Source organism: Ruegeria sp. YTSA226 (assembly GCF_059609905.1).
This window is the reverse complement of record NZ_JBXWMQ010000006.1, coordinates 140,173-154,892: the sequence shown is the minus strand read 5'-3', so window position 1 is coordinate 154,892 and position 14,720 is coordinate 140,173. Positions and strand designations below refer to the sequence as shown.

12 protein-coding genes and 1 other RNA gene are annotated in these 14,720 nt (G+C 57.0%); 5 read left to right on the top strand and 8 right to left on the bottom strand.

Features of this window, described 5'->3' with window-relative positions; translation table 11 throughout:
* The first annotated feature begins 97 nt into the window (after positions 1 to 97).
* Entirely contained in the window at positions 98 to 2,026 is a 1,929-nt protein-coding gene (locus AC2FFF_RS11225) for an elongation factor G (protein ID WP_496750790.1), read from the top strand.
* Positions 2,027 to 2,045: 19 nt separating this feature from the next.
* Here AC2FFF_RS11225 and AC2FFF_RS11220 read toward each other — a convergent pair whose 3' ends face one another.
* The 5 genes from AC2FFF_RS11220 to AC2FFF_RS11200 all read right to left on the bottom strand — a co-directional run bounded on the left by AC2FFF_RS11220 (position 2,046) and on the right by AC2FFF_RS11200 (position 8,410).
* Complete coding sequence (locus AC2FFF_RS11220; protein ID WP_142636958.1) at positions 2,046 to 3,623, bottom strand: ABC transporter ATP-binding protein; 1,578 nt, start codon at positions 3,621 to 3,623, stop codon at positions 2,046 to 2,048.
* Positions 3,620 to 4,726, bottom strand: coding sequence for an ABC transporter permease (locus tag AC2FFF_RS11215; protein WP_142636960.1), 1,107 nt, complete (start codon positions 4,724 to 4,726; stop codon positions 3,620 to 3,622). Before AC2FFF_RS11215 ends, AC2FFF_RS11220 begins: the two co-directional genes overlap by 4 nt.
* The gene (locus AC2FFF_RS11210) at positions 4,727 to 5,812 is read right to left on the bottom strand and encodes a microcin C ABC transporter permease YejB (RefSeq protein WP_142636962.1); all 1,086 of its coding nucleotides are present in this window, start codon (positions 5,810 to 5,812) and stop codon (positions 4,727 to 4,729) included. It lies immediately after the preceding gene.
* A 9-nt stretch (positions 5,813 to 5,821) separates the two neighbouring features.
* Positions 5,822 to 7,726, bottom strand: coding sequence for an extracellular solute-binding protein (locus AC2FFF_RS11205; RefSeq protein WP_281973099.1), 1,905 nt, complete (start codon positions 7,724 to 7,726; stop codon positions 5,822 to 5,824).
* A gap of 174 nt (positions 7,727 to 7,900) precedes the next feature.
* Positions 7,901 to 8,410, bottom strand: a complete 510-nt coding sequence (locus AC2FFF_RS11200; protein WP_281973121.1) for a c-type cytochrome — start codon at positions 8,408 to 8,410, stop codon at positions 7,901 to 7,903.
* Between the two features lie 119 nt (positions 8,411 to 8,529).
* Between AC2FFF_RS11200 and AC2FFF_RS11195 the strand changes: the two genes are divergently transcribed.
* A complete protein-coding gene (locus AC2FFF_RS11195; RefSeq protein ID WP_142636966.1) occupies positions 8,530 to 9,363 on the top strand; it encodes a prephenate dehydratase in 834 nt (277 codons plus the stop codon).
* Position 9,364: 1 nt separating this feature from the next.
* Here the strand turns inward: AC2FFF_RS11195 and AC2FFF_RS11190 are convergent, their stop codons facing one another.
* The 3 genes from AC2FFF_RS11190 to nudC are packed head-to-tail and all read right to left on the bottom strand — an operon-like array spanning position 9,365 to position 11,345.
* Positions 9,365 to 9,832, bottom strand: coding sequence for a GNAT family N-acetyltransferase (locus tag AC2FFF_RS11190; protein WP_281973098.1), 468 nt, complete (start codon positions 9,830 to 9,832; stop codon positions 9,365 to 9,367).
* Between the two features lie 24 nt (positions 9,833 to 9,856).
* Positions 9,857 to 10,324, bottom strand: coding sequence for an SRPBCC family protein (locus AC2FFF_RS11185; protein ID WP_142636970.1), 468 nt, complete (start codon positions 10,322 to 10,324; stop codon positions 9,857 to 9,859).
* 40 nt (positions 10,325 to 10,364) lie between these two features.
* Positions 10,365 to 11,345 carry an NAD(+) diphosphatase gene (gene nudC, locus AC2FFF_RS11180; RefSeq protein ID WP_281973097.1) on the bottom strand — a complete coding sequence of 327 codons (981 nt, stop codon included), beginning with the start codon at positions 11,343 to 11,345 and terminating at the stop codon, positions 10,365 to 10,367.
* 195 nt (positions 11,346 to 11,540) lie between these two features.
* Here nudC and AC2FFF_RS11175 point away from each other — a divergent pair, with 195 nt between their 5' ends.
* From AC2FFF_RS11175 to rsgA, 3 genes are all read left to right on the top strand, one after another.
* Entirely contained in the window at positions 11,541 to 13,382 is a 1,842-nt protein-coding gene (locus AC2FFF_RS11175; RefSeq protein ID WP_496882943.1) for a 5'-nucleotidase C-terminal domain-containing protein, read from the top strand.
* Positions 13,383 to 13,421: 39 nt separating this feature from the next.
* Positions 13,422 to 13,520, top strand: an RNA gene (gene ffs, locus AC2FFF_RS11170) — signal recognition particle sRNA small type.
* A gap of 158 nt (positions 13,521 to 13,678) precedes the next feature.
* On the top strand, positions 13,679 to 14,707 hold the full coding sequence (gene rsgA / locus AC2FFF_RS11165) for a ribosome small subunit-dependent GTPase A (RefSeq protein WP_496882942.1): 1,029 nt from the start codon (positions 13,679 to 13,681) through the stop codon (positions 14,705 to 14,707).
* Positions 14,708 to 14,720 lie beyond the last annotated feature (13 nt).

The window sequence follows — 14,720 nt, the reverse complement described above, 5'->3', positions numbered from 1 at the left end:
GGCAGGTGAATTCGCAGTCAATTCTCGCCCACGCAGCCGTGTGGGTCGACCCTTTTCGTGCAGGTATTACTGCAACCTGAAAAGAGGGACATCACTCATGCGCGTATTCACCGTCCTCGGCCCCAGCCAATCTGGCAAGACAACCCTGGTCGAGGCCATAAGCCGCCTCGACAACCGACCCACCACATTCGATGTCTCCGGAACCGTGCACTTGCACGGTTTTTCTTACTTGGACGAGCCCTGGTGCGCGATCGATGTGGACGGGGGCAGCGACAATCTGGGTTATGTCGGACCAGCCATGGCGATTTCGGATGCGGCGGTTGTGGTTGTCCCGCCGGACCCAGACGCGGCTGTCTTGTGCGCGCCCTATCTGCGGCTGGTTGAAGAGGCGGGCATTCCCTGTTTCCTGTTCATCAATCGGATGGATGCCCCAAATGGCCGTATCCGGGATATCATCGCCGCGCTACAGACCTACTGCACCCACCACATCGCCCTACGTCAGGTCCCTATTCGCGACGGCGAGACAATAGTCGGCGCGGTCGATCTGATCTCGGAGCGGGCTTGGAAATATCAGGAAGGCCAGCCCTCGGCCCTGATCGAACTGCCGCTCTCGGTCGAGGACCGCGAACAAGAAGCCCGCACCGAGCTGCTAGAGACGCTGTCGGATTTTGACGATCACCTGTTGGAGCAGCTGATCGAAGACAAACAGCCCGCAAGTGCCGAGATCTACGATCTGGCCGCGCAGGTTTTGCAGAACCACCAGTTGATCCCCGCCTGTCTGGGCGCGGCCAGCCATGGCAATGGCCTGACCCGCCTGATGAAAGCCCTGCGGCACGAAGCCCCTGAGTTTAACATTGCCGCCAACCGCGATGAGGCCACCGAGACTGCCCGCGCCATTGCGGGATTCGCGGACGTGAAGAAACATATCGGCAAGATCATCGTCCTTCGTGGCCTGGGAGATGGCGTGCGTGCGCATGAAGCTTTGGGAGGTGAGACAGTCGGCAATCTGACGACACTTGACGCCAAGACCCAGATTTCCGGGCTGGAGGCAGGTCAGATCGGGCTGGCCGTGAAATCCGATCACCTGATCCCCGGCAATATTTACGACAGCAAATCCGAATCTCCGTTACCGGAATGGGCATCATCACATCCAGCCGCCCAACGTCAGATCGTATCACCCGCGCATGAGCGAGATGACGTGCGCCTGTCGAATGCCCTGACCCGTCTGGTCGAGATCGACCCCGGTCTCCATCTGGAGCAGGATGAGCTGAGCGGCCATGCGGTGCTGGGCTCTCAAGGCCCGCAGCACATGCGCAGGATCACCGCCAAACTGGCTGAAGATTTCGGGATCGAAATCGTGGCCGACCCGATCGAGACCGCCTATCGCGAAACCATCCGCGCGCCCATCGAACACCGCCACCGTCACCGCAAGCAATCCGGTGGTGCGGGTCAGTTTGCAGATGTCGTGATCTCGGTCACGCCCATGCCGCGCGGATCAGGGTTTCAATTCGAAGAGATCGTGAAAGGCGGTTCGGTGCCGCGCAACTATATTCCCTCAGTTGAACACGGGGCCAAGGACGCGCTTGAGCAGGGGCCTGAGGGCTTCCCTGTTGTTGATGTCAAAATCACGCTGAGTGACGGCAAACACCACAATGTGGACAGTTCCGATTATGCTTTCCGCACCGCAGGCAAGAACGCCGTACGCGAGGCGCTGCCTCAGGCCAAACCGGTGGTCCTGCAACCCATTCTGAACGCAGAGATTCACCTGCCATCCGATTTCGTCGGTGATCTTGTCCCGACGATCAGTTCCTTACAGGGTCAAGTGCTGGGATTCGAAGGCAACCCCAACGCTTCGGGCTGGGAGATTTTCAATGCCCAACTTCCTGCCGTGGCCGAGGATGAGTTGCATCGCACCCTGGCCAGCGCCACACGCGGCACCGGTTGGGTAAAGTTAAGCTTTGATCACTATGAAGAACTGCGCGGCCCGATACCGAAAGCGGCAACACGGGAAACCGCAAACGCGTGAAAAACACGGCGAGCGGGCTTCAGCCCGCTGCCGCAATCAATTCGCGGGTGTAATCTGTCTGCGCGTTTTCGAACAGGTCTTCGGCAGCGCCCATTTCAATCACGTCACCGTTCCGCATAACGATGACATTATGTGACATCGCCCGGACCACTTTTAGGTCATGGCTGATGAACAGATATGCCAACCCGTATTTCCGCTGCAGATCTCGCAGCAAGTCTACGATCTGCACCTGAACCGTCATGTCCAGCGCGCTTGTCGGCTCATCCAGCACCAGAAGTTTGGGACGGAGCACCATCGCCCGTGCGATGGCGATACGCTGCCGCTGCCCGCCCGAGAACTCGTGCGGATACCGGTCCATCGACGCCGGGTCCAGCCCCACTTCGGTCATCACATCCGCCACCAGATCACGCGGGGAGCGGTGTGGATCAACCTTGTGGATTGCCAGACCTTCGGCGATGATTTGCATACAGGTCATGCGCGGGCTCAGGCTGCCAAACGGGTCCTGAAACACAATCTGCATATCCTTGCGCAAACGGCGCAATTCGCGTGTGGACCAACGGCGCACATCCTGGTCGCGAAAGGTGATACCACCCTCGGACGCGATCAGCCGCATGATGGCCAGCGCCAACGTGGTCTTGCCCGACCCGCTTTCGCCCACGATCCCCACGGTTTCGCCGGCGCGCACGCTGAGGCTGGCGTCATTCACCGCCTTAACATGGCCGACAGTTCGCTTGAGAAAGCCGCGCTGGATCGGGAACCAGACTTTCAGATGATCAGTGCGGGCGACCTCTTCTGCATCCGCGGCGACCGGATCGGGTTGGCCCGACGGTTCGGCCGCCAGCAATTTCCGGGTATAGGGATGCTGAGGGTTCTCGAAGATGTCCGCGGTTGCACCGGCTTCGACAATCTCTCCGTCCTTCATGACGCAAACTCGATCGGCGATCCGGCGCACGATGCCAAGGTCATGGGTGATGAACAGCATCCCCATGTTTTCGGCTTTCTGCAGGTCTGCCAGCAACTCGAGTATCTGTGCCTGAATGGTCACGTCCAGCGCCGTGGTCGGTTCATCTGCGATCAGTATGTCCGGCTTATTGGCAAGCGCCATGGCGATCATGACGCGCTGCCGTTGTCCGCCCGAAAGTTGGTGCGGATAGCTGTCCAACCGATCCTTCGGGTCCCGGATACCAACCTTCGTCAGCAACTCGACAATCCGATCACGGGCCGCGTCGCCCACCACCCCCTGATGCAGCGCCAGCGACTCTGCCATCTGCTTCTGGATCGTGTGCAACGGGTTCAACGATGTCATCGGTTCTTGAAAGATGAAACTGATGTCGTTGCCGCGCACATCCATCAGATGTTGCTCGGACGTCCCGATCATCTCTTGCCCGTCATATTTCACCGAACCTTCGACAATCGCACTGTCTCCCAACAGCGAGACGGTCGACAAGGCGGTCACAGATTTTCCGGACCCGGATTCCCCTACCAAAGCCACGGTTTCCCCACGATCCACGGTGAAGGACACGCCCTTGACCGCCGCACTGACCTGCCCGTCCTGCCGGAACGAAACCTTGAGGTTGTTTACATCCAGCAGGCTCATGAGAAGGTCTTTCTGGGATCAAACGCATCGCGGACGCCTTCGAAAATGAAGACCAGAAGCGACAGCATGATGGCAAAGGTGAAAAAGGCGGTAAAGGCCAGCCAAGGGGCCTGCAAGTTCTGTTTTGCCTGCAAGGTCAGCTCGCCAAGTGACGGGGCCGAGGACGGCAGGCCGAAGCCCAGAAAATCCAGCGAGGCCAGCCCGCCAATCGTTCCGGTGACGATGAAGGGCATGAAGGTCAGCGTGGCGACCATTGCATTGGGCAGCATGTGGCGGAACATGATCGTCCGGTTGCTGACGCCCAACGCCCGCGCCGCCCGGACATATTCAAGGTTTCGCGCCCGCAGGAACTCAGCTCGAACAACGCCAACCAATCCGGTCCAGCTGAACAGGATCATAAGCAACACCAGCAACCAGAAACTGCGCCCTAGAATAGCGAACATGATGATGATCACATAAAGCGATGGGGTGGCCGACCAAATCTCGATGATCCTTTGAAAGATCAAATCCAGCCAGCCGCCGAAAAAGCCCTGAATTGCGCCTGCGAAGATACCGATCAGGCTGGCGACACCTGTGACCATCAGCGTGAACAGAATGGACAGACGGAACCCATAGATCACCCGTGCAAGCACATCGCGCTTGGTGTCATCGGTGCCCAACAGGTTCTGACCATTGGGCGGCAGCGGGGCGGCGCCCGGCCGATCAACGCTGGTTTTGAAAGAGTATGGGATCAGCGGCCAGATGGCCCAGCCGCGCTCGAACCCGTCGGCGGCAAAGGATCCGGCCTCGATCTGTTCGATAATACCGTCAGGATCGTCAAAGCACTGATCCAAACCGCCACTGTCTATCAGACAACGCACTTCGGGGTCGCGATAGATTGCTTCGGTTTGGAAATCACCGCCAAACTCGGTCTCTGGGTAGAAATTGAAGATCGGCGTATAAAGCTCACCGCGGTATTTCACCAGGATCGGTTTGTCATTTGCGATAAATTCAGCAAATAGCGACAGGCCGAACAGGATCGAGAAGATGATCAGCGACCAGAACGCCCGGCCATTGCGACGGAAGTTGCGCCACCGGCGCTGATTCAGGGGGGAAAGCGCCATTTACCCCTCCCGCTTTTCAAAGTCGATGCGCGGATCAACCAGCACATACATCAGATCACTGATGATGCCGACCACCAGCCCCATCAGGCCAAAGATGAACAGCGTTCCAAAGATAACCGGGTAGTCGCGCGCGACCGCCGCCTCGAACCCAAGGCGACCCAATCCATCCAGCGAAAAGATGGTTTCGATGATGATTGACCCTCCGAAAAACACACCGATGAAGACGGCCGGAAAACCCGCAATTACGATCAGCATCGCATTGCGGAATACGTGGCCATACAGCACCCGGCTTTCGCTCAGGCCCTTGGCGCGGGCGGTCATGACATATTGCTTTTTGATCTCGTCCAGAAACGAGTTTTTGGTCAGCAAGGTGAGCGTTGCGAAGGCCGATATGGTCAGCGCCAGGATCGGCAACGCGATATGCCAGAAGTAATCGGCAATCTTGCCAAATACACTCAGGCTGTCCCAGTTGTCCGAGGTAAGCCCCCGCAGCGGAAAGATTTGCCAATAGGACCCACCGGCAAATAGCACCAGCAGCAAAATGGCGAACAGAAATCCCGGGATAGCATAGGCCACGATGATGGCGCCACTGGTCCAGGTGTCAAAGCTTGATCCGTCCCTGATCGCCTTGCGAATACCCAGAGGGATCGACACCAGATAGGCAATCAGCGTCGACCAAAGCCCCAGCGAAATAGACACCGGCATCTTTTCCAGCACCAGATCGGTCACACTGATCGACCGGAAATAGCTCTCGCCAAAATCCAGAGTCAGGTAATTACCCATCATATTCAGAAACCGTTCCAAGGGCGGTTTGTCGAACCCGAATTCTTTTTCCAGTTCTTCGATGAATTCAGGCGGCAGGCCACGCCCGCCGATATAGCGGTCATTTGTTCCGCCGGTCTGCTGCTCAATATCGCCACCACCGCCAGCGATACCTTCAAATACATCTCCACCACCCTCCATCTGGGCGATGATCTGTTCAATCGGGCCGCCTGGCACAAACTGCACAAGGGTGAAGTTGACGATCATGATTCCCAGCAGTGTGGGAATGACCAGCAGCAGGCGTCTTAGAATATATGCTCCCATTTGGGCGGATTACCTCAAGGCGCCGGAGGATTTCAACTGGGCTTCCTGCTCGGCGTTGATCCACCACAGGTCTTCGACTCCCAATGAATAAGGCGGCAGGTTTTCCGGGTATTCATACATGTCCCAATAGGCAACCCAGTATTTGCCCAAATACCAAGTGGGCACCATGATCCGCTTGGCCCGCAGAACACGGTCCAGGGCGCGAACATTGGCAAACAACTCTTCGCTGTTGGTCGCTGCCACGATGTTGTCGATCAGTGGTTCAATATCCGGGCCGTGCGCGCCGGACGGGTTGAATACGGAATACGAGGCCGCCTCGGTTCCGAATTGCTGGTACAGTCCCGTCGAAGGTTGCAGCGAACTTGGGTACCCGCCGAAAATCATGTCGAAATCCCGGTCACGGCGGCGCAGGGTGAATTGCGCATTGTCCACACGATTGTAGGTCGCATCGATACCCATCGTCCTCAGGTTAGCGACAAATGGCTGGATTATACGATCAAGAGTCGGCTGGTCTGACAGAAATTCTATGGCTAGTACTTCACCGTTTTGATTGCGGCGGATACCGTCTTCGCCCACCTGCCAACCGGCCTCATCCAGCAGCTTCATCGCGGCGCGCAGATTGCGACGATCGTTCTGACGCTCGGCGCGGGATTCATGGGCAACGACCGGTTGGTCGGTCAGTACCGCAGGGTCCAGCGCATCGCCCAGGCTTTGCAGAACCTCCAGTTCACGCCCCTCGGGCAGCCCCGTCGCCTCTAGGTGAGTTCCCTGCCAGAATGAGTCGCGCTGCTGAAACAGGCCATATTGCAAGCTTTCATTCGTCCATTCGAAGTTGAACCCTAACTGGACGGCTTCGCGCATCTTGGGATCCTGAAATTGCGGCCGGTCCAGGTTCATGACAAAGCCCGAAGCGTTGGGGACATCCCCGTCTTCCAGCTCTACCCGAACCACTGTTCCGTTTGCTATGGCAGGAAAATCATAGGCCGTTGCCCAGCTTTTCGAGTTGTTTTCCTGGCGCAGTGTGAACGTGCCCGCTTTGAACCCCTCCATCGCAGCAATCGAGTCCGCGAAATATTCGATCCGGATGGAGTCATAGTTGTTGCGGCCAATATTCACATTAACGTGGTCGCCCCAATAGTCCGGGTTGCGCTTGTAGACGATGCGCCGGTTGATGTCATAGCTGTCCAAAACATAAGGTCCGGATCCGATACCGGGCTCAAGCCGGGATTTGTCGAGCCGCCGGTTTTCAGGGTCTGCCTCAAACCAGGCCTTGGAAAACACAGATGTCCCGGCAACCTGACTTATTAGGCCACGGCGCGGGATATCCGGTGCGAAGTAGAATTTAACCCGATGATCATCCAGCGCTTCGGCACGCGGAATCATCTCGCGGACGGCGTCGGCATAGGATTTTAACCCCTGTTCCAGCAGCAGATTATGCGAAAACACAACATCTTCGGCAGTCACCGGGGTTCCATCGGAAAACCGCGCCTCAGGTCGCATGTTGAAGATGACCCAATCCTGGCTTTCCGGGTATTCAAGGCTTTCTGCCAGCAGACCGTAGTAAGTGGCCGTTTCATCATAGGACGCGACCATCAGGGATTCATACTGATCCGCAGAACGCGCACCCGCGCGGCCCTGCCGCGTGTAGGGGTTGAAACTGTCAAATGTCCCTTGCGCTGCATAAGACAACTCTCCGCCGCGCGGCGCATCAGGATTTACATAATCGAAATGGGCAAACCCTTCAGGGTACTTCAAATCGCCAAATTCCGAGAATCCGTGGCTTTTGATGATGGTCTCTTCGGCAAACAGTTGAGAGGTCATGAGCGCAAGCAGCAAAAAGCCGGTAATCGGTATGGTCAACCAACCTCTGAAATCCAATGCACGTGCCTGAACAATCTGTCGGTTGGATTCCATTTGGCTCATCCCCTGTTGCGTCACTTCTTATAGTCTTGCGCCTGAACGAAGCTAAAGGTCCAGCGTTGACTGATTCAAGTTTAGAATGCGTGAGCGCATTGTGAAGGTTTCTTCATACAAAAAAAGCCGCTGCACGGGGCAGCGGCTTTGAATTTCAGATGTGCCGGTGTGGCATCAGTTGCCGATTGTCTGCAGATAGGCAATCAGATCGGCACGGTCCTGCGGTTTTTTCAGGCCAGCAAAACTCATGGATGTGCCCGAGATATAGCTGCTTGGCTTGGTCAGGAAGGCATCCAGTGCTTCGGGTGTCCAGTTGCCGCCATGGGCCTGCATCGGTGGCGAATAGCCGGTAAAACCGCTGGCCGTTGCGACAGGGCGGTCAACGACACCATACAGATAGGGGCCTGTGCCGTTTGCACCGTCTTCCAGCTTGTGACACGCGGTACACTTGCGGAAAACTTTGGCGCCTTTTTCAACGTCGGCGGCGGCCAGCAGCTCTTCAAATACTACCTCTTCACCGTTGGCGCTTTCGCCTGCGCTTTCGGTTTCGATGATGTACGAAGCCGTCTCGCCATGGGCATCGGCGTGGTAAAGCTCTTCTGCGGCCCATTTGGCCAGAAGCAGCACCAGGAAGGTGCCAAACAGGCCTGCTGCGGCCTTGGTAACTGTCATCGTGTCGAACATTGATCGCGAGTCCATTTCAGCTGTCTGCGGGGTGTCTAAGGCTTCCCCTTACAAGAGGCAAGGTATAGACACCGCGACTAAACGCCCAATTCTGGAACTTGTTGCACGGAATCGACCAAATGACAAAACGTATCGCATTTCAGGGAGAACCCGGTGCCTATAGCCACGAGGCATGCCGAAACGCTCGTCCCGATATGGAGGCCCTGCCCTGCCGCACATTTGAGGATGTTATCGAATCAGTTCGGTCCGGCAAAGCAGACCTGGCGATGCTTCCGGTCGAAAATACGACCTATGGGCGGGTGGCCGATATTCACCGCCTGCTGCCCCATAGCGGGTTGCATATCATCGACGAAGCTTTTGTTCGCGTACACATCAATTTGTTGGCAGTCCCCGGTGCCAAGCTGAGCGACATCACCGAAGCGCATTCGCATCTGGTGCTGCTGCCACAATGCGCTGGGTTCCTGAAGCAGCACGGCATTCAGGGACGCGTCAGCCCGGACAATGCCCGCGCCGCGCGCGAGGTTTCCGAGGCCGCCGAACTGCATTCTGCCGCGCTGGCCAGCGAGTTGGCCGGAGAGATCTATAACCTGAACGTCCTGGCCCGCCATATCGAGGACAGCGACGACAACACCACGCGCTTTTTGATCATGTCACGCGACGCGGATCTGTCGCGGCGCGGGGCGCATGGGATGATCACCAGTTTTGTGTTTCAGGTCCGCAACATCCCGGCCGCGCTGTATAAGGCGATGGGCGGCTTCGCCACCAATGGTGTCAACATGACCAAGCTGGAAAGCTATATGGTCGACGGGTCGTTCACGGCCACGCAGTTCTATGCGGATATTGTCGGGCACCCGGATGACCGCAATGTACAACTGGCCTTGGAAGAGCTGGAACATTTCACCACCAATGTCGAGATTCTGGGCGTGTATCCAGCCGTCCAGCCGCGCGGCTAGCTCAGGCTAACTGGTATTTCTTGCACACCGCACCTTCATGTGACCGGTAACCGACAAATCCCATGGCCGCGTAATAGGCCAGGCCTTCGGCATTTTGCGCTCCAATGGTCGCGTCTATTGCAGGCAGACCTGCGGCTCGGGCCGCCAGCAGCGTTTTCTGAAACAGGGCCCGCCCGACCCCCATGCGCGCGGCTGACGGGCGTATATGTGTTCCGATGATGCCCCAACCGGCTGTTACGCCATAAGTGTTTCCGTCGACGGACAGTTTCAGCGCCTGAAAGCCCAATACCTGTGAACCCTGCACCGCCACGGTGCATTGGATGCTGCCGCAGTGGCTGATGTAATGCTCTTTGGCAAAACTCTCATCGCTGGGTTTGGTGCGCTTACCGGCGGTCACGATCTCTTGCAGGACCTCGGAAATACCTTTGGCGTCATCCACAACTGCGCTGCGCAATATCACATCAGACATTCAAGGCCTCTTGTCTCGGAATTCTCATGAACCGTGCAGATGACGTTCTTCCATTTCCCGCGCGAATTCGCTGAGGCGGGCCTGAAACTGTCGCCGGAACCGCGACTGACCCAATCTGAGCGATTGCAGCAACAGCCGTGCAGGCAGGGATTTGGCCGATAGCGACATATCCACGGTCAGCCGGGTTCTACGTTGCGACAGGGCCAGAAACTCGACCCTGGTTGAGCCATTCATTCCCTTGCTTGCCGCCTCGAACCGCATATGGGTCGGTGGATCACATTCGGCCATATTGATTTCCACGCGCCGAGGCTTTCCGCGCATACGGAACTCGGTCTCCCAGGATGTACCGGGCACAACGCCCATATGCCCTGACAAACGCCGGACCTCGATCCCGCGGCGCATTGCCATCCGCTCGAACCGTTCGAAATCCGCAAACATTTCGAACACTGCGTTGACAGGGGCCTGAATATCTTCACGTGCGGAGAATTGCATGGTGGGTTATCGTTCTCTTGCCTATTCGCCCAGTATTTTGTCAGTCGAGCGTATCTGCAAGCCAGTTTTGCAGCAGAAAATGCGCAATCGCGCCTTTGCGCGCTGGCAGAAGGCTGGGATGTTCCCCAGCAAAGACCTGCATCATTTCAGCCTTATCCACCCATATCGCGTCTTCGATTTCAACCGGATCTATAGTGATTTCTTGCGACAATGCCTCGCCTGCACAGCCAAACATCAGTGACGCCGGAAAGGGCCAGGGCTGGCTGGAAAGATAGGTTACTTGCCCGACGGGGACACCGGCCTCTTCCATCACCTCTCTGCGCACCGCCGCTTCCAGCGTTTCTCCGGGTTCGACAAATCCGGCCAGTAGCGAATACATGCCTTCAGGCCATCCCGGGGATCGCCCCATCAGCACCGAATTCCCATATGTGATCAACATGATGACGACCGGGTCGGTGCGTGGGAAATGCTGCCCCCCACACGACGGGCAACTGCGTTGCCATCCTGCTTGCGACATCTCGCTGGCGGCGCCGCAACGGGCGCAAAACCTATGGGTTTCATGCCAGGCGATGACCGCCTTGGCGGAAGCCGAAAGTTCGGCATCACGTGGGGAAAGGCGCGCCATGATGCGGCGCAATTCGACAAAAACCTGACCTTCAGGCAAATCCGGGTGCTGTTGCTCTGATCGGTCGAAGAATGCCCCAAGCTCGGACAGGTCAACGCCCTCGGGCATCCAATCGGATATATCAAAGGCAAAAACCGGAACTTCATCCGAGAGACCAAGCAATACTGGCGCTGGGACGATCCCACCGGGACCATTTGCGATCAGCTCATGCAAGACAGGTAACAAGCAGAGTTGATCAAGGGCCTCTCCTTGAACCAGCAGCTTTCCGCGCCACAGCAACAGGCATTTCGCTTTCGGATGTGCTCGCGCTGCTGCCATCGTGTCGACGTCTCCGCGAAGATGTGCGGCACGATCCAGCCCTGATCCACCAAACGTTACCTGTTCCGCGTTCTTCATTTAAATTCCTCTGGTTCGCCTGCACAGGGCTGCCATGACAGCTTCGGTGTTGCAACGACAATTCCACGACCGAAAACCGAGGCGATCCCGTCAAATTACCGCAAGTGCATAAAAAAATTTGCACTTACTATGCTTTTTGTTGAAGTTGTTATTCATAAAACTGCCAAAAGTAGAGTATTAAAAACAATTTCGCATTTGTCTGATCAGTCTGTAGGTATCCGGATTTTGGCGACCACCGATCTGCACATGAACCTGTGCAGTTTTGATTATTACGCGGATCAAGACGAACCTACGATCGGATTGACCCGAACGGCCAGCCTGATCCGGCAGGCGCGGAACGAGGCTGAGGCAGACGGAGATATCGTCTTGCTCTTCGACAACGGAGACGCTCTGCAGGGTACACCGTTGGGGGATTGGGCTGCCGATCCCGCCAATGCGCCGCACATCCTGATGCAGGCCTTCGGCAGCCTGGGATATGACGCGATTGGCCTGGGAAACCACGACTTCGGATTCGCGCTTCAATTCTTACAGCACGTTATCTCTGACGCCCCCTGCCCTGTGCTCAGCAGCAATGCCTTGCGCACGAATGGGCCTCAGATCTGGCAAGATCATGTCATTTTGCACAAAGAGATCCCTGGCTCGCCGACACCTATGGCTTTGAAAATTGGGGTTTTTTCGGTCCTCCCGCCTCAGACAGCGCAATGGGAGGCGCACAAGCTGCACGACACCCTTACCACTCAGGACATCCTGACTTGTGCGGCAAACAAAGTCAGAAAGCTCCAAAACGAAAATTGCGACCTGATCATCGCGTTGGCCCATACCGGTTTCGGACCGGACAGGTCACAACGGAATATGGAAAACGCGATTATTCCGCTAGCCGAAATCGAAGGTATCGACGCAATAATTGCTGGTCATTCCCATTTGACCTATCCCGCCAAGGCCGGCTCTGAAAACACTCTGGTGCATGGCAAACCAGTTGTCCTACCCGGAACGGCCGGATCACATCTGGGGGTGATTGACTTGAAACTTCACTCGGCAGAGCGCGGCGGCTGGACCGCTGGCGAAGCCCGGGCGACGCTGCGACCGATATCTGCGGGGCGTCCCGACGAAATCGTATCACTGGCGCCTGAAGATCCAGAATTGTTGCATCTGTTTTCCTCTGGTCATGCCGAAACCCGCAGGCGAGCGGGCCAGCCGGTCGGCCGCACCCCGCACCATCTGCACAGCTATTTCAGCTTTTGCGCCGAGGACCGTGGGCTGAGGCTGGTCGCCGCCGCCCAGGCTGCCGCGTTACGTCTGTGTATGTCCGATACCGACCTGGCAGATATTCCGATTTTATCGGCGGTTTCACCTTCGAAATTCGGCGGTCGGGCCGGGCCGCGATTCTATACGGATGTTAAGCCTGGCGAGATATTCCTGCGTAACGTGGTTGACCTGCATATTTTTCCAAACGAATTGCAGGGTGTCATTGTATCCGGTGACCAAATCGTGGACTGGCTTGAGATGTCCGCAGCTGTTTTCAACCAGATTTCGACCGGATCTGCATCCGAACTTATTTGCGAAAATCGGGTGGGTCACAACTTTGATGTGCTATACGGGCTGTCCTGCAGAATTGATCTGACACAACCTCCGCGTTTCGACGATATGGGCACCTTGATCAATGCCGAAAACCGGCGTGTTTCAGAGGTTCTGGTCGGTGCCACCCCCATTGCGTCGGATCAGCAATTTGCCGTCGCGCTTAACAATTATCGCGCCAGCGGGGGCGGGCATTTCCCATTTGCGGGTAATGCGCAACGTATCGACATGCCCATCCTGCCGGTCCAGCAAGCCCTGCTGGATTATCTGTCAGGCACCTTGGTCAGCGATCCGCTGGAAGAGGCCCAGGAACCCTTCAGAATCACTAGTAACACGGGTACGCAGGCGATCTTACGCACCGGTCCAAATGCCCACCGACATCTGCAGGACATTCAGGAATTTGATCCACATGTCCTTGGAACTGACGGAAATGGCTTTTTACGGATTCTTCTGACCTTCTGACGGGTTGTGTTTTTCCGGCCAACTGCCTATATCCACCCTCGAGAGGTTGGCGCGGGCGAGCGCCTCGCCAACCTGGTCAGATCCGGAAGGAAGCAGCCACAACGAGCCCCGCTTGGGTCGATGTCCAACCTCTCACTTACGCGCAACGACTGCCGCAGGAGGGACTTTATGATTGTAGCAATGACCCTTCGGGCAGAGCGTTTCCGGGACTAACCCCCGCTTTTGCCTGAACACGTTACCGATGGGTGCGCGCCTGCCACCCTGATGGTTTCCTGTATCTGAACACAGGCAGAACAATGTCCAAAACACTTTCGGACCTGGGATGGTCCTCTCATTTTGCAGCCCAACATGCTGTGAACCCTACCTGCACACCGCATCGCATCAACGCCGTCCATCGTGATCGCCTGATCGGCCTGAATGCGCTTGGCGGCACATCTGATCTGACCCCTGACCGATCAACCGGCGAATTTGCGGTTGGCGATTGGGTCCTTGCGGATGATCAAAACCGCATTCGGCATCTTTTGGAGCGCAAAAGCCTCTTGCAACGCCGGGCCGCAGGCACCGGTGCGCAGGTTCAGCTGATCGCGGCGAATGTGGATGTGCAGTATATCGTCAGTTCCTGCAATGCCGATTTCAATCTGGCACGGCTTGAGCGTTATCTGGCGCTGGCGCATCAGGCCGGGTGCTATCCGGTTGTTGTCCTGACCAAGGCCGACAGCTGCCCTGACCCAGAGAGCTATGCCAGTCAGGCCAGTTCGCTGGCTCGGTTTCTGACCGTTCTAACCGTCAACGCGCTGGAGGCGTCAGAGATTCATCCGATCCTGTCCTGGTGCCCTGCCGGGCAAACTGCTGCTTTGGTCGGCTCATCCGGTGTCGGCAAAACCACATTGGCGAACGCCATGACTGGTCAGGCCGGGGCAACGGCGGGGATCCGCGAGGATGACGCACGGGGTCGCCACACCACGACCCATCGTGCGCTTCACCCGATGCGAAACGGGGGGTGGCTGATTGATACGCCAGGAATGCGCGCCCTGCGTTTGATGGATGCCCAAGACGGCGTGGATGAGGTTTTCTCAGACCTTCTGGAATTGGCTGCGACCTGCCGGTTTTCAGATTGCCAGCATCAGGCCGAACCCGGTTGCGCCGTGCAAGAGGCGATTGCCGATGGCCTGCTCTCGCCGGACCGGCTGGAACGCTGGAACAAGCTGCGGCGCGAGGATCAGAGGAACTCTGAAACCCTTGCGCAATCCCGGGCGCGCGACAAAGCCTTTGGTAAAATGGTGCGGTCTGTCATGCATGACAAAAAGTCTCGCAACAGACCCTAACGGGGACGGAAAA